Here is a 21,626-nt window from a genome sequence, read left to right as displayed (position 1 = left end):
CATGGCACAAATGACAATGATTCAAGCGATTAACAATGCGCTTCAAAACGAATTAAAAAGAGACGAAGATGTTCTATTATTCGGTGAAGACGTTGGTGTAAACGGCGGTGTATTCCGTGCTACAGAAGGTTTACAAAAAGAATTCGGTGAAGATCGTGTATTTGATACACCTCTAGCTGAATCAGGTATTGGTGGTCTAGCTTTAGGTTTAACGCTTGAAGGTTACCGTCCTGTCATGGAAATCCAATTCTTTGGTTTCGTATTTGAAGTTATGGACTCAATTGCTGGTCAAATAGCTCGTCACCGTTTCCGTTCAGGTAACTCAAAAGTGGCTCCAATCACAATCCGTGCGCCATTTGGTGGTGGTGTTCATACACCAGAATTACACGCGGACAACTTAGAAGGTTTAGTAGCACAATCTCCTGGTTTGAAAGTTGTTATTCCTTCAAACCCATATGATGCTAAAGGACTATTAATTTCTGCAATCCGCAGTAATGACCCAGTTGTTTATTTAGAACACATGAAGTTATACCGTTCATTCCGTGAAGAGGTACCTGAAGAAGAGTACGAAGTAGAAATCGGTAAAGCTAAAGTTAAACGTGAAGGTACAGATTTAACAATCATTACTTATGGTGCAATGGTTCAAGAATCATTAAAAGCTGCTGAAGATTTAGAAAAAGATGGTTATTCAGTTGAAGTTATTGACTTAATCACTGTTCAACCATTAGATGTTGAAGCAATTGTTAAATCAGTAGAAAAAACAAACCGTGTAATCGTAGTTCAAGAAGCTCAAAAACAAGCAGGCGTTGGCGCAAGTGTTGTAGCTGAAATCTCTGAAAGAGCTGTTCTTTCATTAGAAGCTCCTATTGCACGTGTAGCAGCTGCTGACACTATTTATCCATTCACACAAGCAGAAGGTGTTTGGTTACCAAACAAAAAAGATATCGTAGCGCAAGCTAAAGAAACATTAGAGTTTTAATGCGCATTAAAATACGGATTTAATATTTAGGAGGAAAAAATCGTGTCATTCGAATTTAAATTACCAGATATCGGTGAAGGTATCCACGAAGGTGAAATTGTAAAATGGTTTGTTAAAGCAGGAGACGAAATTCAAGAAGACGATGTATTATGTGAAGTACAAAATGATAAATCTGTCGTTGAAATTCCATCACCTGTTGCAGGTAAAATTGAAGAAGTTATGGTTGAAGAAGGTACAGTATCTGTTGTTGGTGATACAATTGTTAAAATTGATGCACCAGACGCAGAAGGCTTACAATTCAAAGGTCATGACGACGATGAAGAAGAAACTAAAGAAGAAGCACCAGCTGAAGAAGCTAAAGAAGAAGCAACTACTGAAACTCAATCAGAAAATGTTGATGAGTCTAAACGTGTAATTGCTATGCCTTCAGTTCGTAAATTTGCTCGTGATAACGATGTAAATATTAAAGCTGTTTCAGGTTCAGGTAAAAATGGCCGTATCTTAAAAGAAGACGTTGAAGCATACTTAAATGGTGGGACTACTTCAGAGCAACCAGCAAAAGAAGAAGCTCAAACTACATCTGAAGATACACAAGCAGTACAATCTCCACAAGTACCAGAAGGAGAATTCCCTGAAACTCGTGAGAAAATACCAGCTATGCGTAAGGCAATTGCTAAAGCAATGGTTAACTCTAAGCATACTGCACCTCACGTAACATTAATGGATGAAATTGATGTTCAAGAATTATGGGATCACCGTAAAAAATTCAAAGAAGTTGCTGCTGAGCAAGGTACTAAATTAACATTCTTACCATATGTTGTTAAAGCATTAGTATCTGCACTTAAGAAATACCCAGCATTAAATACTGAATTTGATGAAGAAAATGGTGAAATTGTTCATAAACATTACTATAATATAGGTATAGCTGCGGATACTGATCGTGGTTTATTAGTACCAGTAGTCAAAAATGCTGATCACAAATCAATGTTCGAAATTTCTGATGAAATTAACGAATTAGCTGTTAAAGCACGTGATGGTAAACTACAAGCTAACGAAATGAAAGGCGCAACATGTACGATAAGTAATATCGGTTCAGCAGGTGGACAATGGTTTACACCAGTAATCAACCATCCTGAAGTTGCTATTTTAGGTATCGGTCGTATTGCTCAAAAACCTATCGTTAAAGATGGAGAAATTATTGCTGCACCTGTATTATCACTATCATTAAGTTTCGACCATAGACAAATTGATGGTGCTACTGGACAAAACGCAATGAACCATATTAAGAGATTATTAAATAATCCAGAATTATTATTAATGGAGGGGTAAAAATGGTAGTTGGAGATTTTCCTATTGAAACAGATACTATTGTAATTGGAGCAGGTCCTGGTGGATATGTTGCAGCAATTCGTGCAGCACAATTAGGACAAAAAGTAACAATCGTTGAAAAAGGCGAATTAGGTGGTGTATGTTTAAACGTTGGTTGTATCCCATCTAAAGCTTTATTATCAGCATCACACCGTTTCCACAATGCTCAACATTCAGAAGATATGGGTGTTGTAGCTGAGAAAGTAGCATTAAACTTCGAAAAAGTTCAAGAGTTCAAAAATGGCGTAGTTAAAAAATTAACTGGCGGCGTAGCTGGACTAATGAAAGGTAACAAAATCGATGTTGTTAAGGGAGAAGCATACTTTGTAGATGAAAATAACTTAAAAGTTATGACTGAAAAAGCATCTCAAACTTATACTTTCAAAAATGCAATTATCGCAACTGGTTCACGACCAATTGAAATTCCTAATTTCAAATTTGGTAAACGTGTCATTGATTCTACAGGTGCATTAGCACTTCAAGAAGTTCCTAAAAAATTAGTAGTAGTAGGTGGCGGATACATTGGTTCTGAGCTAGGTACTGCATATGCTAACTTTGGTTCTGAAGTAACAATTCTTGAAGGTGCTAAAGACATTTTAGGTGGATTTGAAAAGCAAATGACTCAAATCGTTAAAAAAGGTCTTAAAGCTAAAGGTGTAGAAATCGTTACAGAAGCGATGGCTAAATCAGCTGAAGAAACTGACAACGGCGTTAAAGTTACTTATGAAGCTGGCGGAGAAACAAAAGAAATCGATGCAGACTATGTATTAGTTACAGTAGGACGTCGACCAAATACTGATGAATTAGGTCTTGAAGAATTAGGTCTAAAAATGTCAGATCGTGGTTTAGTTGAAGTTGACGAACAAAGCCGTAGTTCAATCAGCAATATCTATGCAATCGGTGATATTGTTGCTGGACCTCCACTTGCTCATAAAGCAAGTTACGAAGCTAAAGTAGCTGCTGAAGCAATTTCTGGTGAAAAATCAGCTGTAGATTACTTAGGTATTCCAGCAGTATGTTTCACTGAACCAGAATTAGCAACAGTAGGTTACACTGAAGCTAGCGCTAAAGAAGAAGGTTTAGAAATTAAAGCTGCTAAGTTCCCATTTGCTGCAAATGGTCGTGCATTAGCATTAAATGAAACTGCTGGTTTCGTTAAACTTATCGCTTTAAAAGAAAATGGTCTTCTAATTGGTGCACAAGTTGCTGGTACAGGCGCTTCAGATATCATTGCTGAATTAGGTTTAGCAATTGAAACAGGTATGACTGCTGAAGACGTATCATTAACAATTCATGCTCACCCAACATTAGGTGAAATTTCTATGGAAGCTGCAGAAGTAGCATTAGGAACACCTATCCATACAATGTAATCATAAAAATATAAGGCTGAGACATATTTATGTCCCAGCCTTTTTTTGTAAAGGAGTAGAAAATATGGAGTATAGTTATCCAATAGATGTGGATTGGTCGCAAGAAGAAATTCTTGAAGTGATGGCATTTTATAATCTTATAGAAGATGCATATGAAAGTGAAGCAAATGTAGAAGAATTAGATAAAGCTTATAAAAACTTTAAGAAAATTATTCCTGGTAAATCTGATGAGAATAATTTTTATAAAGCTTTCAAAGATGAGAGTGGCTATGATGGCTATAAAGTTGTTAAAGCTTTAAAAGAGAATAAAGAAGCGACAACGATTTCAGTTAAATAATATTATAAAATCCCCCAAAAAAGTGTTGAACTATAAAATGATTTCTGTTATTTTATTAAAGGTACTAAACTTAATGTTTAGTAAAAGTAAACTTTACACTTTCTTGGGGGATTTATGAATATAGGAGAAAAACTTAAAAATTTAAGGTATCAAAAGAACCTAACACAAGAAGAACTTGGAGAGCGTACAGATTTATCTAAAGGGTATATTTCGCAATTAGAAAGAAATTTATCTTCACCATCTATGGAAACATTTTTGAATATTTTAGATGTATTAGGGGTTGAGCCTAGTGAGTTTTTTAATGAGAAATTGTATCAAGCCCGTATACATTATCCTGAACAAGAACACACGATATATGATGAATATGATTTAGGTTACAAAATCAAATGGCTCGTTCCAGATTCAAATGAATTTGAAATGGAACCTGTTATTATCACTTTAAAAAGTGGATCTAAATATAAAGCATTTAGCCCATCAAATTCTGAAACATTTGCATATGTAAAAAAAGGATTCATAACTTTAAATATAGGGAATCAAACATATACTGCTAAAAGTGGAGAATGTTTTTATTTTAAAGCGCATGAAACGCATCAGTTTTTAAATCAATCTAACAAAGATGCTGAAGTATTAATCGTAGCTACAGAATCGTATTTATAGGAGGTAAGGTATGAAACAACCAATCATAAAGTTCGAAGGCATTTCAAAGAACTTTAACAACACGCAAGTATTAGATGATGTCAGTTTTGAAATTGAAGAAGGTAAATTTTATACATTATTAGGTCCATCAGGATGTGGTAAAACGACAATTTTAAAATTGATAGCAGGATTTGAAACACCAACAAAAGGTAATATTTTGTTTAATAATAAAATTATAAACAAAGTGCCAGCAAATAATAGGAAAGTTAATACAGTGTTCCAAGATTACGCGTTATTTCCTCATTTAAATGTATACGACAATGTAGCATTTGGACTAAAAATAAAAAAGTTAAATAAAAAAGATATTCAAACTAAAGTAAAAGAAGCATTAAAATTAGTGAAGCTTGAAGGATATGAACAACGTAAAATCACTGAAATGAGTGGCGGTCAAAAGCAACGTGTCGCAATTGCTAGAGCAATTGCGAATGAACCTGAAATTATCTTGCTTGATGAGCCATTATCAGCTCTAGACTTAAAGTTAAGAACAGAAATGCAATATGAATTACGTGAATTGCAACAACGATTAGGTATTACGTTTATATTTGTCACACATGACCAAGAAGAAGCATTAGCAATGAGTGATTACATATTTGTTATGAAAGACGGAAAAATTCAACAAAGTGGTACACCTGTAGACATATATGACGAACCGGTCAATAAATTCGTAGCAGATTTCATTGGAGAATCTAATATTGTTACAGGTGTCATGAAACGTGATTATGTTGTTGAAATGTACGGAATTCCTTATGAATGTGTAGATGCTGGATTTGAGAAAGATGCTAAAGTTGACGTAGTGATTCGTCCAGAAGATATCACGATTAAATCGGAGAATGAAGGTCGTATCTCTGCAGTTGTAGATTCTCAATTATTTAGAGGTGTTCATTATGAAATCTGTTGTTATGATGCACAAGGTAATGAATGGATAATCCAAACGACGAAAAAAGCAACAATCGGTGAAACAGTAGGACTTGATTTTGATTCAGAAGCGATTCATATTATGTTGCCAGGTGAAACAGAAGAAGAATTTGATCGTCGAATTGAAAGCTATGAGGATGAGGAACATGCATAAAATAAAATCATTATTACTCGTACCTTACATGATATGGATAGTATTATTTATTATCGTTCCAATTGCTATGATTTTTTATGCATCATTACTTGATATTCATGGGCACTTTTCATTCGAGAATTACCAGAACTTTTTTACAAGTAGTTATTTAGAAATGACTTTAAGTTCAGCATGGTATGCATTAATTATTACTTTCTTTTGTTTGCTAATCAGTTATCCATTAGCGTTAACACTTAGAAATGCTAAACATAAAGATATATTATTATTACTCGTTATCTTACCTACATGGATTAACTTGTTACTTAAGACGTATGCCTTTATTGGTATCCTCAGTCATGATGGTTTATTAAATAAAATTTTAAGCATATTTCACGTACCATCAACAGAATTATTATTTACAAGTACAGCATTTATCATCGTTTCGGTTTATATTTATATTCCTTTTATGCTGTTACCAATCTTTAATTCAATGGATGAAATACCAGAGAATTTATTACAAGCTTCAAGAGACTTAGGTGCAAATAGTTTTACAACATTTAAAAATGTCATCGTGCCTTTAACATTAGAAGGCGTGAAAACGGGTATCCAAATTACATTTATACCGGCATTATCTTTATTTATGATTACGCGTTTAATCGCAGGTAATAAAGTTGTTAACTTAGGTACAGCTATACAAGAACAGTTTTTAGTTACACAAAATTATGGTATGGGTTCTACGATAGCAGTGTTCTTAATATTAGCTATGGCTCTGATACTCATTATTACGAAATCTAAATCAGAGAATAAGGAGGTATAGTATGAAATTAACAGGAAAACTTTATTTTACACTTATACTTATATTTCTATACTTGCCTATCTTTTTCTTGATATTTTATTCATTTAATGGTGCGGGTAATATGACGCATTTTAAAGGATTTACATTTGATCATTATACATCGGTGTTTCAAAATAAGCGCTTGTTAGTGATTATCGTGAACACCATTGCGATCGCATTGTTGGCAGCAAGTATCTCTACTTTAATCGGCATATGTGGTGCAATAGGTATCTACTACTTAAGAAATAAAAAATTAAAAGTGGGATTACTAACGTTGAATAATATCTTAATGGTAAGTTCTGATGTTGTTATTGGTTCGTCATTTTTACTGTTATTTACAGTTATTGGTCATTATACAGGTATGGGACTCGGTTTCTGGTCAGTATTAATTTCTCATATAGCATTTTGTGTACCAATAGTAGTGCTTCTAGTGCTTCCTAAACTTTATGATATGAATACATCAATGATCGATGCAGCTAAAGATTTAGGTGCAACTTCATGGCAAACACTTATTAAAGTTGTGATACCTCATATTCTACCGGGTGCAATTGGTGGATTCTTTATGGCACTTACGTACTCGTTAGATGACTTTACAGTGAGCTTCTTTGTGACAGGTAGTGGCTTTAGCGTATTATCTGTTGAAGTATATTCTATGGCTAGAAAAGGTATTACGATGGAAATCAATGCGATTTCTACATTGCTATTTGCTTTAGTCATGATACTGATTTTAGGATATTATTTCTTAAAAAGAGGCCAACAAAAAAGACTTGAAAAAAGAGGGGGCATTATAAGATGAAACAATTAATGCAGTTAGTCGGCATTTCAATTGTTGTAGGGGCATTGTTAATGTTATCTACTAAATTAATTGATCCGCCTCCTTCTAAAGGAAAAAAGAATGTCATTTATGTATATAACTGGGGAGAATATATTGACCCAGATTTGACGAAAAAATTTGAAAAACAAACAGGTATTAAAGTCGTATACGAAACGTTTGATTCCAATGAAGCGATGATGGCTAAAATTAAAAACGGTGGTACAGCATATGATGTTGCTGTGCCGAGTGAGTATACTGTTGAAAAAATGAAAAAAGAAAAGTTATTAATACCGATTGATCATAAAAAAGTACCGAATTTAAAAAATATTGATAAAGATTTTATGAATTTACCATTTGATCCAGGTAATAAATACTCCGTACCTTATTTTTGGGGAACAGTGGGTATTTTGTATAATCCTGAAACAACAAAAGGTATCAATTTTAATACATGGAATAGTCTATGGGATAAACGTCTCAAAGATGATGTATTAATCGTTGATGGTTCAAGAGAAGGTATTGGATTTGCATTAAATAGCATGAATGAAAGTTTAAATGAAACGAATAAGCAAAAACTGAAAAAAGCACAAGATAAATTAATTAAGTTATCACCTAATGTTCGAGGTGTTGTAGGTGATGAAATTAATACAATGATGGTTCAGAACGAATCAGATGTAGCCGTTGTTTGGAGTGGTATGGCAGCTGATATTATGACTGAAAATGATAAATTGGATTTTGTCGTACCTAAAGAAGGTTCAAACTTATGGTTTGATAATATCGTTATACCTAAGACAGCTCAAAATGTTGATGGCGCACATAAATTTATTAACTTCTTATTAGAAGAGAAGAATGGAAAACAAAATGCAGAATGGGTTGGATATGCAACACCAAATAAAGCTTCTTATAATCTTTTAGATAAGAGTGTTAGAGAAGACGAGCGTTTCTACCCTGATTCTTCAGTAAGAAATAAACTTGAAGTTTATGAAGATTTAGGAAAAGAAAATATTGGAGCGTATAATGAAGCCTTTTTAAAATTTAAAATGTCGCTTAATTAGTCAATATAAAGGGTCTTTGTGAGAAACAAAGCCCTTTTTTTGTTATAATTAAAACCAATTCATTATTAGGAGGTAAACATGATGAATTCATATGTAGAACATGTGAGACAACCAGTTGGTAGAGGTGTAGAAAAATTTCTCGGCTGGTTTGCTTGGATTATATTATTGGGCATAACAGCCTTATCTTTATTTGCTGCACTTGTCGTATTAAATAATCCAGAAAATATAAATAGGCTAGAAACTTTAATTAATAGACTAAATATTAATATTACGACTAATGGACAATTAATGTCTGCTAGTGAAGTAGCGTTCAATATTCAAAATGGTATTTGGTTATTTATAATTTACTTGATTATTGTTTTAATATTTTCATTTATTGGTTTAGTTTTAATGAGATGGAGAATATTTTCGGCTTTTGTATTTTTACTATTAGCAATTATTACAATTCCATTATTTATTGTGCTTGTACCATTATTTTTCTTTATTGTATGTATTTTATTATTCGTAAGAAAAGATAAAATATTACCAGTTCAAGGTATGGCACCACAACAACCTTATTATGAAAATCAACGAGAAAATATTCAACCACAGCCAAGAGAACGTCAACGAGTTGAACCTAAAAAGCAATATCGAGAAGAACATGTAGAAGAGTCATCACATGAGAAAGAACGTTCAGCACAAGTTGATTCAGTAGAACAAACTGAAACTACTCATAGTGAGGAAGTGCTTTCTCGTAGTAAAAAGCATCAAAATAAAAAACAACGAAATCAACAAGAAGAAACAAAGGTTGAAGACTTAGATGATGCAAATCAGTCAGATATTAATCTGCAAGAGGATATTGGTCAAAGACATGAAGATCCATACAATTATGAAACAACACAATCAGATGAGTATCAAGTTCAACCTGATAAACTGAAAAAAGAAAAGAAACCTAAAAAAGTAAAACCTAATGCAACGATTGAAAGAAGAAATAATTACGAAAAAAGAATGCAACAACAGAAAAAATATTTTGAAGAAAAAAATAAAGACGAACAAAATATAGAAAAAAACGATAATAAACTTGATAAATAAAATTTAGATTGAGATAATAATAATTGACAAATTTTAGGAGGGTTAAAATGAAAAGAACAACAGAATATATATTACTTGTTATAGGTGCAGTATTTTCATTAATTGGAATTGTATTGGCATTTATAACGAAATCTGTTTCAAACACTGCTCAATTTAAGATGGAATTTGAGCAACAAATACAAAATAATCCAGAGTTACAAAATGAAATATCTTCGGATCAATTGTCATCTGTTATGAGTAGCTTTACAAATTATGCACTTATCGTTCTAATCATTAGTATTGGATTAGCGATAGTGGCATTAGTATTTGTTAAAAAACAGAGAATTTTATCTGGTATATCAGCTATACTTGGTGGTATTGTTTCAATACTTATCTTTAACATCATTTCATTCCTTGTATTAATTATTGCGGGTATTATGTTATTAGTGAGAAAAGAAAAAAATCATCAATTTGAAGATGTGAATTTCCTAAATGATCATAATCATTTAGACGATAACAATCATCAACAAAATCAGTTTAATTCAGAAGATAAAAAGAAAAAAGATGACGATCCATATATTTATTAATCAATATATAAGTAACAGCCCTTCAGTTCAATACTGAAGGGCTGTTATTTTAAATATTAACTATAAAATTTGATTAATTCATCAAATGTTTCATCTAAAAATGCAGTAAATGATTTATCTGTTTTTAACACATCAGACTTAGGATCTAAAGTACGTGCTACAAAGAACTCAGCTTTTTTAATATCTTTAAGTCTTTTAATATGATGTTTCAAATCTTCTGTAGATAATGAATCAATAGGAGACTTATCAATATTATAATGATCGAAACATAATGAATAATCACTTGGTAAGTCTTCTAATAAGTTAAAGTTTTTATTTAAAAAGTCAGCCATTTGATCTTTGTTTTTATTTTCATGCATGACACCAAACATTATAAATAATTGTGATTCAAATAAGCCAATTTGAAAATGTGGTAACATTTTATATCCACGTTGATTAGTCGCAAAGGCAACCCATGTATCTTTAGGGGGATTAACAGTTCTTCTTGCATGTTTTGCAACATGGTAATGGAATGTATCTCCAGTTTGTTCAGTTAAATATTTTGTATATCTTTCACCTAAAGCATGTAATTGTGGTCTTACTTGTTCATCTAGTGCTTGCATCCTATTTTCTAAACCTTCAACACTAAAAACTTTAAAATCTTTTTGTTTAAACGTATACTTAGTCATAGTTGTCCTCCTTATAACTGTGGTACTTAACAATAGTTTATCATAAATTTTTTTGAATATATAAAGAACAATGCTAATATAAAAATAACATAGGAGGTTTTGTCATGGAAATATACAAATTTGCTTATCAAATAATACAAGAAGCGGGTCAAATTATTCGTGATTCAATAGATGACGATATTCAAATTGAAACAAAGTCAAACCCTAATGATTTAGTGACAAATATAGATAAAGAAACAGAAGAAAGATTATTTAATCAAATTAAATCTACATATCCAGAACATCGCATTTTAGGAGAAGAAGGTCACGGCACGGATATTGATAATACAGAGGGCGTCCTATGGATTGTTGACCCAATAGATGGCACGCTAAACTTTGTACATCAACAAGAAAATTTCGCCATTTCAATCGGTATTTTTATTGATGGTGAAAAATATGCAGGATTTGTATATGATGTGATGAACGATAAAATGTATCACGCCATAGCTGGTAAAGGTGCATGGTTAAATAATGAACAACTTAAACCTTTAGAAGACACTGATTTGAAGACCAGCTTAATTTCAACAAATCCATTATGGTTAACAAAAGAAAAATTAGCTAAAATCTACATGCCAATTGTTGATCAAGCAAGGAGTACAAGAGCATACGGATCAGCAGCATTAGACTTTGCTAACGTTGCAAAAGGCAATACAAGTGCATATTTAACAATGCGATTACATCCATGGGACTTTGCAGGAGGCTTAATAATTGCTGAAGAAGTAGGCGCAGTTGTAACAAACCAATTAGGAGAACACTTAAATATATTAGAAGCGAATTCAATACTAATAGGCAATAAAAAAATTCACCAAGAATTATTGAATGAATACTTCTTACCATACAAGACAATGTTAGAACAAATTCATACAGAAAGATTTAAAGGAAAGTAGAGTGCAAGGCATAAACAATTATTGTTTAAGCCCTTTTTTATAAAGGCATAATTCAGAGAAATGTCCGTAAGAGTGGTCTATCTAATTACCACAATTCGAAATAATGAAAGTTAGATCCTAATTAATATCATCAACTTTATACACCTAACCTTAATACAAAAAAGCATATCACGATAACGTTTCGTTAAGTGATATGCTTTTTAATTGATGTCGTATGATGTTTATAGCCAACCGTTTTCTCGGTATTTCTTTTTAAGTGTAAAACCAAATCCCATAGTTGCAACGATTAACAATACTGCTAATAACATAAACAACATAGAACCTTCTGCTAATGCAAAGCTAAACACTAAAAGGAGACATGTTACAATTAAAGCAAGTAGTACGAATATTGCTTTAGATTTCTTCATTTATATCCATCCTTTAACCGTTTTCATTATTTTATTATGCTTCACATTTAAAGAAAAATCAACCTGTTGATTAAAACGCTATCAAATAAAAAATATGGAAATTTGAGTAAATCTGTTCAATAATAGTTATTTTTCAAACGATTTATGTTATAATTATCAAGTTATAAATTTAAGTCGAATAAATGTCGATTAATTTAAATCGGAGAGGAAAATTTTTTGCATGACTAATTTAAGAGAAAATGTACGTAACATTGCGATTATTGCCCACGTTGACCACGGAAAAACAACTTTAGTAGATGAATTATTAAAGCAATCTGGTATTTTTCGTGAAAATGAACATATAGCAGAACGTGCGATGGATTCAAACGACCTTGAAAAAGAACGCGGTATTACGATATTAGCTAAAAATACGGCAATTGACTATAAAGATCACCGTATCAATATACTAGATACACCTGGACATGCTGACTTCGGAGGAGAAGTTGAGCGTATTATGAAAATGGTTGATGGTGTTGTATTAGTAGTAGATGCTTATGAAGGAACGATGCCACAAACACGTTTCGTACTTAAAAAAGCATTAGAACAAAATTTAAAACCAGTAGTAGTTGTTAATAAAATAGATAAACCTTCTGCAAGACCAGAACAAGTTGTAGATGAAGTATTAGATTTATTTATTGAATTAGATGCAAATGATGAGCAACTTGAATTCCCAGTTGTATATGCATCTGCATTAAGTGGTACTGCTAGTTTAGAATCTGATAAACAAGACGAAAACATGCAATGTCTATATGAAACAATTTTAGAATATGTACCAGCACCTATTGATAATAGAGATGAGCCCTTACAGTTCCAAGTTGCATTATTAGATTATAATGATTATGTTGGACGTATTGGTGTAGGGCGTGTATTCAGAGGGACAATTAAAGTTGGACAACAAGTATCATTAGTTAAGATTGATGGTACTGTTAAAAACTTTAGAGTTACAAAAATCTTTGGTTTCTTTGGTTTAAATCGTATAGAAATTGATGAAGCATACGCTGGTGACCTAATCGCTATTAGTGGTATGGAAGATATTAACGTAGGTGAAACAATTACACCTCAAGATCATGTTGAAGCTTTGCCAATTTTAAGAATTGATGAGCCAACATTAGAAATGACATTCTCAGTTAATAATTCTCCATTCGCTGGTAAAGAAGGTACTTACGTAACAGCTCGTAAGATTGAAGAAAGATTAGAAACACAATTAGAAACGGATGTATCTTTACGTGTAACACCTACCGATTCACCTGATGCATGGGTTGTAGCAGGACGTGGGGAGTTACATTTATCTATCCTAATTGAAAATATGAGACGTGAAGGTTATGAATTACAAGTTTCTAAACCTCAAGTTATTATCAAAGAAATAGATGGCGTTAAATCAGAGCCTTATGAACGTGTTCAAATTGATGTTCCTGATGAATATACAGGTGCAATTATTGAATCTTTAGGATCACGTAAAGGTGAAATGGTTGATATGCAATCTAACGAAAATGGACAAACTAAATTAATCTTTATCGTTCCAGCTCGTGGATTAATTGGTTACACTACTGAATTCATGTCAATGACTCGCGGTTATGGTATCATTAACCATACATTCGATTCTTACCGTCCAAGAATTAAAGGACGTATTGGTGGAAGAAGAAATGGTGTTCTTGTATCAATCGATAAAGGTGTAGCAAGTACTTATGCTATCTTGAACTTAGAAGATAGAGGTGTAAACTTCATGGAACCAGGTACTGAAGTTTATGAAGGTATGATTGTTGGTGAAAACACTCGTGAAAACGATCTAACAGTTAACATTACAAAAGTTAAAGCAGCTAACAACATCCGTTCAGCTACTAAAGAACAAACAACAACAATGAAAAAACCTAGAATTTTAACTCTTGAAGAAGCGTTAGAATACTTAAATGATGACGAATTAGTTGAAGTAACACCTGAATCAATTCGTTTAAGAAAGAAAATTTTAGATAAAGCAGAAAGAGAAAGAGCTCAGAAGAGACAAAAAATGGCTGAACAAGAAGAGGAGTGATATAGATGCTCTTAGTTGCTAAAAATGTAAGTGTCAATCCAACAGAAAGGCTTTCATTTTTTGGTAAGTTATTTAGAGTAGATGAGAACCCAGAGCTTGGTATGTGGCTTTTATTATTAACGATTTTTGTATTAAGTGCGATTGTTTATAATTTAGGGTTTGCAAGAAAACTAAAGTTTTGGCAAAACATTATTATCTATATATTACTGTTTTTAGGTTGTTTATTATTAACATTTCTAGCGGTATTCTTGCCAGTAGGAGAAAGTTTAATAATTGCAGCAATTGTCTTAGGTCTATATCGTTACAGACTTCATAAAGAACGAAGTAGCGGTAAACAACAATAAAAAAAGGCGGCTCATGAGAGCTGCCTTTTTTATTTTATTCTGATTTAGGTTTATCAAGTCTTGCTTTACAATCATCGCACATAAACGTACGTATTGGGTGATTTCTTAATCTTTTTGCTTCTTTAGATTTAGAATCTAAATTAACGACAGAATCACAAATAATGCATTTCACTTTCATAATCATGGTTAAACAACCTCTATGTCAGAAACATAACTGAATTTATTTTGGTAACCATTTTCTTGATCATAAGTAAAAGCGTCGATTTTACCATCTTTATATATCATTTTTCCTTCTTTAGAGAATTGGAAAAATAAATATGGCCATTGTTCAATTGGAATATCAATTGAATCTTGATCATTTTTTAAGACTACTTTTGTAGCGCTCTCATTTGGTTCAGCATTTTTGATGAAAGGCATCGCACTTATAACATAAGTATCTTTTAAAAATGAACGTCTTTTATAAGTTGTTTCACTATTTAATGTTGGAGGATTTGTCGCACCTTCAAGGATTGCACGGTTCCATGCAACATTATTTTTAAATTCAATTGGCTTTTCGCCATTAAAGATACCTTGCTCTAAATCTTCAATTTTTACTTTGCGATCATCAAAAATCCATGTTGTTGCATCTAACGTAATATTAAACTTCGTATTTCCTTTAATTTGTATCAATTTTTTCACTCCTATCAATCTCACAATTCAATTTTAACATATTTGTAATTAATAACCTTCTGTTTTCGCTTGCAATTTTCAGATTTGTAGGCTAAAATTTTATAAGTATAGAAACTTAAAAAGATTAAGGGGGAGTATGTCATGCATTACGATTCAGAAATTTGTCAAAGGGCATATGACCAATTATATAACGATTCTGAAAAAATCCTTCAGTTAATAAAGGTACAAATGGACAACTTAACAATGCCACAATGTCCTTTATATGAGGAAGTTTTAGATACGCAAATGTTTGGTCTTCAAAAGGAAGTAGATTTTGCAGTACAAATTGGACTTGTTGATAGAGAAAAGGGTCAGACACTTATGGCAAGTTTAGAAAAGGAACTATCTAAATTGCATGATGCTTTCACAAATGCTTAAATTATACAAAGTCTAGAGAGGAGAAATCTTTCTTTAGACTTATTTTTTTAGAATTGGAATGAGTCGATGGAATATATTAAGAGGTTTTTCCAGTACATTAAGAATTACTCAAAATACATAGATTTTACATTGTTAATTACTTATATCATTTTATCATTCATTGGCTTAGTGATGGTATACAGTGCAAGTATGGTTGCTGCTACAAAAGGTACTTTAACAGGTGGTATTCCAGTATCGGGAACTTACTTTTTTGTGAGGCAGCTACTATATTGTATAGTTGGATTTTTTATTGTATTTTTTATGTCGTATTTTATGCACATCAACATTTTAAAGAATAAAAGAGTACAACAAATTGTCATATTCACAATATTTGGTTTGCTCGTGTTAACGTTACTTGTTGGTACGACGATTAATGGTGCGAAAAGTTGGATTAACTTAGGATTTATGAACTTACAAGCATCTGAAATATTGAAAGTTGCAATGATTTTATACTTATCTTTCATTATTGATAAAAGGCGAAATCGACTTAAACAATTTAAACTTGCACTGATGATGCCTTTATTCTTAATCGGTACTTGTATTGGATTAGTCTTATTACAAAATGATACTGGTCAAGCGTTGATACTATGTATGATCGTATTATGTATATTTGCGTATTCAGGAATTGGTATTAAAGCCATTATAAAATGGTCTGGACCAATATTTGCAGGTGTAGTATTACTGATTATCTTTAGTATAGTGTTTAAAGGTGGCATTCTGTCACAACACCAAGCAGACCGATTTCATGTACTTGAAAATCCTTTCAACTACGAAAGCGGTATTGGATATCACTTAGCTAATTCATTATTAGCAATCGGTAATGGTGGACTCTTTGGTAAAGGGTTAGGTAATGGTATTATGAAATTAGGTTATTTACCTGAGCCGCATACAGACTTTATCTTTGCAGTTATTGCTGAAGAATTAGGCTTAGTTGGCGTGTTATTTATAATAGGATTACTTGGCTTCATTGTATATAAAGGTTTCTTATATGCAGCACTTACGGATTCATATTTCTTTAAATTAGTGTGTGTCGGTATTTCAAGCTATATTGGTATTCAAACTTTTGTCAATTTAGCTGGTATTTCAGGAACAATTCCTTTAACAGGTGTTCCATTGCCGTTTATGACATTTGGAGGATCTTCTATGTTAAGCTTAAGTATCGCGACAGGTATACTATTATTAACGGCTAAACAAATAAGAATTGAGAGTCGTCAAAGCACGAGGTAAATGCATATTTAATCAATCAAATTAATAAATTATATAAAAACTGCGGATTATAGTAGAATATAATCCGCAATTTTTATATAATGGACTAATATATTGTTTTTAGAAAATTCAAATACATTGAGGGGAGCCTCCAAATATGAGCAAAATAAACAAATTATTAGTAGCCAACCGAGGCGAAATTGCAATCAGAATTTTTAGAGCAGCTACAGAGTTAGATATTGAAACGGTAGCAATTTATTCTAATGAAGACTTAGGCGCATTGCATAGATATAAAGCAGATGAGTCTTATTTAGTAGATGAAAACCTTGGACCAACTGAAAGTTATTTAAATATAGAAGCAATTATAAAAGTTGCAAAAAAAGCAGGCGTCGATGCGATTCATCCGGGCTATGGCTTTTTAAGTGAAAATGAAACATTCGCTAAGAGATGTGCTGATGAAGGCATTAAATTTATCGGACCAGAACTTAAACATTTAGACATGTTTGGGGATAAGGTAAAAGCAAGAGCGACAGCTATAGCTGCAGATGTTCCAGTTATTCCAGGAACTGATGGCGCGGTTGAATCATTTGAGGAAGTAGAAGCATTTACAAAAGAACACGGTTTCCCAGTTATCATCAAAGCTATTTCTGGTGGTGGTGGTAAAGGTATGCGTATTGTAAATAATGCGAGTGAATTAGAAGATGCATATCAAAGAGCTAAATCAGAAGCGGGAAAATCTTTTGGTAATAGTGAAGTTTATGTCGAAAAATACATAGATCAACCAAAACATATTGAAGTTCAAATCATAGGTGATGAGCATGGAAACTTAGTTCATTTATATGAAAGAGATTGCTCAGTACAACGTAGACATCAAAAAGTTGTAGAAGTTGCACCATCTGTTTCATTAGGTGATGAATTAAGACATCGTATTTGTAATGTTGCATTAGACTTAATGAAGAAAATTGGATATGTCAATGCAGGTACGGTTGAGTTCTTAGTATCTGGTGACGAATTCTACTTTATTGAAGTTAATCCACGTGTACAAGTTGAACATACAATTACTGAAATGGTAACAGGTATCGATATTGTTAAGACACAAATTCTAGTTGCAGAAGGTGAATCATTATTTGGTAACAAAATTGAAATGCCTCAACAAGAAGATATTACTACTTTAGGTTTTGCAATTCAAAGTCGTATCACAACTGAAGATCCTTTAAATGACTTCATGCCAGATACAGGTAAAATTATTGCTTACCGTTCAAGTGGTGGCTTTGGTGTAAGACTGGATGCTGGTGATGGATTCGAAGGTGCAGAAATTTCACCTTATTACGATTCATTATTAGTGAAAGTTTCAACACATGCTATGTCATTAAGACAAGCGACTGAAAAAATGCTACGTTCGCTTAAAGAAATGAGAATAAGAGGTATTAAAACCAATATTCCATTCTTGTATAATGTGGTAAATCACGAGAAGTTCGCAAAGGGTACATATACAACTAAATTTTTAGAGAACAACCCAGAGCTTTTTGATATTACACCGACTAGAGATAGAGGTACAAAGACGTTACAATATATCGGGAATATTTCGGTAAATGGATTTCCTGGTGTTGAAAAACGAGAAAAACCACACTTTGAAAAGTTCAAATTAGAAGAAGTATCTAATGAAGAAATTGCATCATTATCAGGTACGAAACAAATTCTAGAACAACATGGACCTGAAGGCGTAAGTAAATGGTTAAAAGAACAAGAAGAAGTACTATTGACGGATACGACGTTTAGAGATGCACATCAATCATTATTAGCTACTCGTATGAGAACATACGACATGTTACAAATCGCACCTGAAACAGCTAAATATTTAAATGACGCATTTTCTTTAGAAATGTGGGGTGGTGCAACATTTGATGTGGCATATAACTTCTTAAAAGAAAATCCATGGGAACGTTTAACACGCTTACGTAAAAAAATTCCAAATGTGTTATTCCAAATGTTATTAAGAGCATCAAATGCAGTTGGATATAAAAACTATCCTGATAATGTGATTGAAAAATTTGTTAAAGAAAGTGCTGAAGCTGGAATCGATGTGTTTAGAATATTCGATTCATTAAACTGGTTAGATCAAATGAAAGTCGCAAATGAAGCGGTACAAAAATCAGGTAAAATCTCTGAAGGTGCAATTTGCTATACAGGCGATATCTTAAATCCTGAAAGATCTAATGTATATACGTTAGAGTATTACATTAATCTAGCTAAAGAATTACAACGTGAAGGTGTACATATTCTTGGCATTAAAGATATGGCCGGCTTATTAAAACCTAAAGCTGCTTTTGAATTAATTAGTGAATTGAAGACACAAATTGATATTCCAATCCATTTACATACTCATGATACGAGTGGTAACGGATTACTTGTTTATCAAAGTGCGATTAGAGCAGGTGTCGATGTGATTGATACTGCAGTAGCAAGTATGAGTGGTACAACATCACAACCTTCAGCTAACTCTTTATACTATGCATTAAGTGGTAATGAAAGAAATGTTAGAACAAATATTGATGGACTTGAAAGGTTATCTCAATATTGGGATACAGTTAGAAACTATTATTCTGATTTTGAAAGTGATATTCGTTCTCCACATACTGAAATTTACCAACATGAAATGCCAGGTGGACAATATTCTAACTTAGGCCAACAAGCTAAAAGTTTAGGATTAGGTGAAAGATTTAATGAAGTTAAAGACATGTATAAACGTGTTAACTTATTATTTGGTGATATCGTAAAAGTTACACCTTCTTCTAAAGTAGTTGGGGACATGGCATTATACATGGTTCAAAACGATTTGGATGAAGAAAGTGTCATTAAACGTGGACGTTCACTAGATTTCCCTGAATCAGTTGTCTCATTCTTTAAAGGCGAAATTGGCCAACCAGTAAATGGCTTTAATAAAGAATTACAAAAAGTCATCTTAAAAGGGCAACAACCAATTGAAAAACGACCAGGAGAATTATTAGAGCCTGTTGATTTTGATGCATTGCGTGAAGAACTACAAGCTAAACAACAAGAGGAAGTAACGGAACAAGACTTAATCAGTTATGCCATTTATCCTAAAGTTTACGAACAATATATTAAGACATATGAAAGTTTCGGAAACTTATCATTGTTAGATACACCTACATTCTTATTCGGTATGAAGAAGAATGAAACGGTTGAAATAACAATTGATAAAGGTAAGATCTTAATCGTTAAATTACTTTCTATCGGTCATGTATACGAAGATGGTCATCGTTGGGTTTACTATGAGCTGAATGGTCAGCCTAGAAAAGTATACGTTAAAGATGAGCATGTTAAAGTATCTGAGGCAGTATTACAAAAAGCAGACTTAAGTAATGAATCTCATATTGGTGCTCAAATGCCTGGTACAATTTCAGAAGTGAAAGTGAAACAAGGTGATGAAGTGAAACAAGGTGATGCACTTATCATTACTGAAGCAATGAAAATGGAAACAACAATACAAGCACCATTTGATGGAACGGTAAGCAATATTTACGTTTCAGCTGGTGACAGTATTCAAACACAAGATTTGATTATTACAATCGATAAAGCATAATAAAAAAAAGCCGCTGAAATCATCAAATGATTCCAGCGGCTTTTTGAATGTTAACTTCGATGTTTAGAACGTGATATTAGCATGATGAAGTAACATAACAATCCAAATAACATTGTTATAAATAATGCATGGAAGAGTGCGATAAATAAGTTAACACGTGTAATAACTGATAAAGCACCTGTCGTTACTTGTAAACAAACAAGTATAAAAGCTAATGTCCAACCGTATTTAATTACACGGTATTGTGTATAATTTTTGAATGCATGAATGAAAATATATAATATCCAAATAAATATAATGAATGCTAAAGTTCTATGAGACATTTGAACCCATTCATAAAAGTTTTGAGGTAATCCGACTTCACCGTTTCTACATAATGGCCAACTTAAACATGCTAAACTTGCATCTGCATGTCTTACAAGTGCGCCTGAATAAATCACAAAATATATAAATAATGTAACAGCATAAGTGTGGAACTTTAAGTGTTTATCTATTATTAAGCTTGTAGCTTCGAATTTTTGATCAACTTCATAAATAATTAATGTTAATAATAAAACTGATGCGAAGCTAATGAGTGATATTCCGAAATGTAGAGATAAAATAAAACTATTTTGTTGCCAAATTACAGCTGCTGCACCAATTAAAGCTTGAGCAAAGATAAATGCAATGCTTGTAATACAAAGTGGTTTAACTTCTCTTATATGTCCAAGTTTGACCCAACTTATATAAGTAAGTAGGCAAACAAGAATAAGTGCTAATCCAGATACGCCTCTATGGGCTAATTCTATAATCGTTTCTACTGGCCAATCTGTAGGTATAACAGAGCCATGACATAATGGCCAAGAGTTTCCACAACCATCAGCAGACCCAGTCTTAGTAACTAAAGCGCCACCTAATTGGACAAAGAGCATCACAATTGTCGCTATAGTTGATAGCCATTTTAAAAATTTATCACTAAACAATTCGAACACCTCAAGTAAAATTAAAATTGATATTTATAGTACTATAAAATGAGTTTTATTCTAAAATAAACCTTATTTATATGTCAAAATATGATAGAATTTAAGAGAACAACGTATTAACAATTATTCTTACTTTAATACGATTCTAATTTAAACACTAATATCTATAGTATAACAATG

At 32.5% G+C, this 21,626-nt stretch carries 22 protein-coding genes; 17 read left to right on the top strand and 5 right to left on the bottom strand.

The features are described 5' to 3' along the window. The first annotated feature begins 1 nt into the window (after position 1). The 11 genes from MHH94_RS09375 (at position 2) to MHH94_RS09325 (ending at position 10,136) form a co-directional block, all read left to right on the top strand. Positions 2–979: an alpha-ketoacid dehydrogenase subunit beta gene (locus MHH94_RS09375; RefSeq protein WP_058592403.1), complete on the top strand. Its 978-nt coding sequence runs from the start codon at positions 2–4 to the stop codon at positions 977–979. Between the two features lie 42 nt (positions 980–1,021). Continuing rightward, on the top strand, positions 1,022–2,308 hold the full coding sequence (locus MHH94_RS09370; RefSeq protein WP_058592402.1) for a dihydrolipoamide acetyltransferase family protein: 1,287 nt from the start codon (positions 1,022–1,024) through the stop codon (positions 2,306–2,308). 2 nt (positions 2,309–2,310) lie between these two features. After that, positions 2,311–3,717 carry a dihydrolipoyl dehydrogenase gene (lpdA, locus tag MHH94_RS09365; protein WP_048542237.1) on the top strand — a complete coding sequence of 469 codons (1,407 nt, stop codon included), beginning with the start codon at positions 2,311–2,313 and terminating at the stop codon, positions 3,715–3,717. Positions 3,718–3,781: 64 nt separating this feature from the next. After that, entirely contained in the window at positions 3,782–4,054 is a 273-nt protein-coding gene (locus MHH94_RS09360; RefSeq protein WP_048542241.1) for a UPF0223 family protein, read from the top strand. 114 nt (positions 4,055–4,168) lie between these two features. After that, positions 4,169–4,711, top strand: a complete 543-nt coding sequence (locus MHH94_RS09355) for a helix-turn-helix domain-containing protein (protein ID WP_048542242.1) — start codon at positions 4,169–4,171, stop codon at positions 4,709–4,711. A 10-nt stretch (positions 4,712–4,721) separates the two neighbouring features. After that, on the top strand, positions 4,722–5,819 hold the full coding sequence (locus MHH94_RS09350; RefSeq protein WP_025905170.1) for an ABC transporter ATP-binding protein: 1,098 nt from the start codon (positions 4,722–4,724) through the stop codon (positions 5,817–5,819). Continuing rightward, on the top strand, positions 5,812–6,615 hold the full coding sequence (locus MHH94_RS09345) for an ABC transporter permease (RefSeq protein WP_088592420.1): 804 nt from the start codon (positions 5,812–5,814) through the stop codon (positions 6,613–6,615). Before MHH94_RS09350 ends, MHH94_RS09345 begins: the two co-directional genes overlap by 8 nt. A 1-nt stretch (position 6,616) precedes the next feature. Continuing rightward, the gene (locus tag MHH94_RS09340; protein ID WP_049319340.1) at positions 6,617–7,429 is read left to right on the top strand and encodes an ABC transporter permease; all 813 of its coding nucleotides are present in this window, start codon (positions 6,617–6,619) and stop codon (positions 7,427–7,429) included. Continuing rightward, positions 7,426–8,499 (top strand): ABC transporter substrate-binding protein, encoded by a 1,074-nt coding sequence (locus tag MHH94_RS09335; protein WP_048542251.1) that lies wholly within the window; start codon positions 7,426–7,428, stop codon positions 8,497–8,499. Before MHH94_RS09340 ends, MHH94_RS09335 begins: the two co-directional genes overlap by 4 nt. A 78-nt stretch (positions 8,500–8,577) precedes the next feature. Next, positions 8,578–9,570, top strand: a complete 993-nt coding sequence (locus tag MHH94_RS09330) for a DUF4064 domain-containing protein (protein ID WP_081047116.1) — start codon at positions 8,578–8,580, stop codon at positions 9,568–9,570. A 47-nt stretch (positions 9,571–9,617) separates the two neighbouring features. Then, positions 9,618–10,136 carry a DUF4064 domain-containing protein gene (locus tag MHH94_RS09325; protein WP_340840788.1) on the top strand — a complete coding sequence of 173 codons (519 nt, stop codon included), beginning with the start codon at positions 9,618–9,620 and terminating at the stop codon, positions 10,134–10,136. A 56-nt stretch (positions 10,137–10,192) separates the two neighbouring features. Here MHH94_RS09325 and MHH94_RS09320 read toward each other — a convergent pair whose 3' ends face one another. Then, complete coding sequence (locus MHH94_RS09320; protein ID WP_078355661.1) at positions 10,193–10,804, bottom strand: YktB family protein; 612 nt, start codon at positions 10,802–10,804, stop codon at positions 10,193–10,195. 104 nt (positions 10,805–10,908) lie between these two features. Here MHH94_RS09320 and MHH94_RS09315 point away from each other — a divergent pair, with 104 nt between their 5' ends. Then, on the top strand, positions 10,909–11,730 hold the full coding sequence (locus MHH94_RS09315; RefSeq protein ID WP_025905163.1) for an inositol monophosphatase family protein: 822 nt from the start codon (positions 10,909–10,911) through the stop codon (positions 11,728–11,730). A 221-nt stretch (positions 11,731–11,951) separates the two neighbouring features. On the opposite strand, the gene MHH94_RS09310 is transcribed toward MHH94_RS09315, so the two are convergent. Then, on the bottom strand, positions 11,952–12,137 hold the full coding sequence (locus MHH94_RS09310) for a DUF5325 family protein (protein WP_048542258.1): 186 nt from the start codon (positions 12,135–12,137) through the stop codon (positions 11,952–11,954). Positions 12,138–12,357: 220 nt separating this feature from the next. Here MHH94_RS09310 and typA point away from each other — a divergent pair, with 220 nt between their 5' ends. Both typA and MHH94_RS09300 read left to right on the top strand, forming a co-directional pair. After that, a complete protein-coding gene (gene typA / locus MHH94_RS09305; RefSeq protein ID WP_048542260.1) occupies positions 12,358–14,205 on the top strand; it encodes a translational GTPase TypA in 1,848 nt (615 codons plus the stop codon). Between the two features lie 5 nt (positions 14,206–14,210). Beyond that, complete coding sequence (locus tag MHH94_RS09300; protein WP_037587446.1) at positions 14,211–14,549, top strand: YlaH-like family protein; 339 nt, start codon at positions 14,211–14,213, stop codon at positions 14,547–14,549. Positions 14,550–14,583: 34 nt separating this feature from the next. Here the strand turns inward: MHH94_RS09300 and MHH94_RS09295 are convergent, their stop codons facing one another. After that, positions 14,584–14,730: a DUF2197 domain-containing protein gene (locus tag MHH94_RS09295; RefSeq protein ID WP_075578086.1), complete on the bottom strand. Its 147-nt coding sequence runs from the start codon at positions 14,728–14,730 to the stop codon at positions 14,584–14,586. A 5-nt stretch (positions 14,731–14,735) separates the two neighbouring features. Next, entirely contained in the window at positions 14,736–15,218 is a 483-nt protein-coding gene (locus MHH94_RS09290) for a hypothetical protein (protein ID WP_058592398.1), read from the bottom strand. A 141-nt stretch (positions 15,219–15,359) separates the two neighbouring features. Between MHH94_RS09290 and MHH94_RS09285 the strand changes: the two genes are divergently transcribed. The 3 genes from MHH94_RS09285 to MHH94_RS09275 all read left to right on the top strand — a co-directional run bounded on the left by MHH94_RS09285 (position 15,360) and on the right by MHH94_RS09275 (position 20,484). Next, positions 15,360–15,635 (top strand): YlaN family protein, encoded by a 276-nt coding sequence (locus MHH94_RS09285; RefSeq protein ID WP_025904660.1) that lies wholly within the window; start codon positions 15,360–15,362, stop codon positions 15,633–15,635. 66 nt (positions 15,636–15,701) lie between these two features. Continuing rightward, positions 15,702–16,901 carry an FtsW/RodA/SpoVE family cell cycle protein gene (locus MHH94_RS09280; RefSeq protein ID WP_048542264.1) on the top strand — a complete coding sequence of 400 codons (1,200 nt, stop codon included), beginning with the start codon at positions 15,702–15,704 and terminating at the stop codon, positions 16,899–16,901. 136 nt (positions 16,902–17,037) lie between these two features. Then, positions 17,038–20,484, top strand: a complete 3,447-nt coding sequence (locus tag MHH94_RS09275; protein WP_119650407.1) for a pyruvate carboxylase — start codon at positions 17,038–17,040, stop codon at positions 20,482–20,484. A 50-nt stretch (positions 20,485–20,534) separates the two neighbouring features. Here the strand turns inward: MHH94_RS09275 and MHH94_RS09270 are convergent, their stop codons facing one another. After that, positions 20,535–21,446 carry a COX15/CtaA family protein gene (locus MHH94_RS09270; protein WP_058592396.1) on the bottom strand — a complete coding sequence of 304 codons (912 nt, stop codon included), beginning with the start codon at positions 21,444–21,446 and terminating at the stop codon, positions 20,535–20,537. Positions 21,447–21,626: the final 180 nt, after the last annotated feature.

Origin of the sequence: Mammaliicoccus sp. FSL K6-3158, from assembly GCF_038005105.1 — a bacterium.
Lineage (GTDB): Bacteria > Bacillota > Bacilli > Staphylococcales > Staphylococcaceae > Mammaliicoccus > Mammaliicoccus sciuri.
This window is presented reverse-complemented; position numbering and strand designations above follow the sequence as displayed.

What these genes read in the sequence shown, in the direction of transcription:
- MHH94_RS09375 (WP_058592403.1), top strand. Translation starts at nt 2, where the DNA reads ATGGCACAAATGACAATGATTCAAGCGATTAACAATGCGCTTCAAAAC.
- lpdA (WP_048542237.1), top strand. Translation starts at nt 2,311, where the DNA reads ATGGTAGTTGGAGATTTTCCTATTGAAACAGATACTATTGTAATTGGA.
- MHH94_RS09360 (WP_048542241.1), top strand. Translation starts at nt 3,782, where the DNA reads ATGGAGTATAGTTATCCAATAGATGTGGATTGGTCGCAAGAAGAAATT.
- MHH94_RS09355 (WP_048542242.1), top strand. Translation starts at nt 4,169, where the DNA reads ATGAATATAGGAGAAAAACTTAAAAATTTAAGGTATCAAAAGAACCTA.
- MHH94_RS09350 (WP_025905170.1), top strand. Translation starts at nt 4,722, where the DNA reads ATGAAACAACCAATCATAAAGTTCGAAGGCATTTCAAAGAACTTTAAC.
- MHH94_RS09345 (WP_088592420.1), top strand. Translation starts at nt 5,812, where the DNA reads ATGCATAAAATAAAATCATTATTACTCGTACCTTACATGATATGGATA.
- MHH94_RS09340 (WP_049319340.1), top strand. Translation starts at nt 6,617, where the DNA reads ATGAAATTAACAGGAAAACTTTATTTTACACTTATACTTATATTTCTA.
- MHH94_RS09335 (WP_048542251.1), top strand. Translation starts at nt 7,426, where the DNA reads ATGAAACAATTAATGCAGTTAGTCGGCATTTCAATTGTTGTAGGGGCA.
- MHH94_RS09330 (WP_081047116.1), top strand. Translation starts at nt 8,578, where the DNA reads ATGATGAATTCATATGTAGAACATGTGAGACAACCAGTTGGTAGAGGT.
- MHH94_RS09325 (WP_340840788.1), top strand. Translation starts at nt 9,618, where the DNA reads ATGAAAAGAACAACAGAATATATATTACTTGTTATAGGTGCAGTATTT.
- MHH94_RS09320 (WP_078355661.1), bottom strand. Translation starts at nt 10,804, where the DNA reads ATGACTAAGTATACGTTTAAACAAAAAGATTTTAAAGTTTTTAGTGTT.
- MHH94_RS09315 (WP_025905163.1), top strand. Translation starts at nt 10,909, where the DNA reads ATGGAAATATACAAATTTGCTTATCAAATAATACAAGAAGCGGGTCAA.
- MHH94_RS09310 (WP_048542258.1), bottom strand. Translation starts at nt 12,137, where the DNA reads ATGAAGAAATCTAAAGCAATATTCGTACTACTTGCTTTAATTGTAACA.
- typA (WP_048542260.1), top strand. Translation starts at nt 12,358, where the DNA reads ATGACTAATTTAAGAGAAAATGTACGTAACATTGCGATTATTGCCCAC.
- MHH94_RS09300 (WP_037587446.1), top strand. Translation starts at nt 14,211, where the DNA reads ATGCTCTTAGTTGCTAAAAATGTAAGTGTCAATCCAACAGAAAGGCTT.
- MHH94_RS09285 (WP_025904660.1), top strand. Translation starts at nt 15,360, where the DNA reads ATGCATTACGATTCAGAAATTTGTCAAAGGGCATATGACCAATTATAT.
- MHH94_RS09280 (WP_048542264.1), top strand. Translation starts at nt 15,702, where the DNA reads ATGGAATATATTAAGAGGTTTTTCCAGTACATTAAGAATTACTCAAAA.
- MHH94_RS09275 (WP_119650407.1), top strand. Translation starts at nt 17,038, where the DNA reads ATGAGCAAAATAAACAAATTATTAGTAGCCAACCGAGGCGAAATTGCA.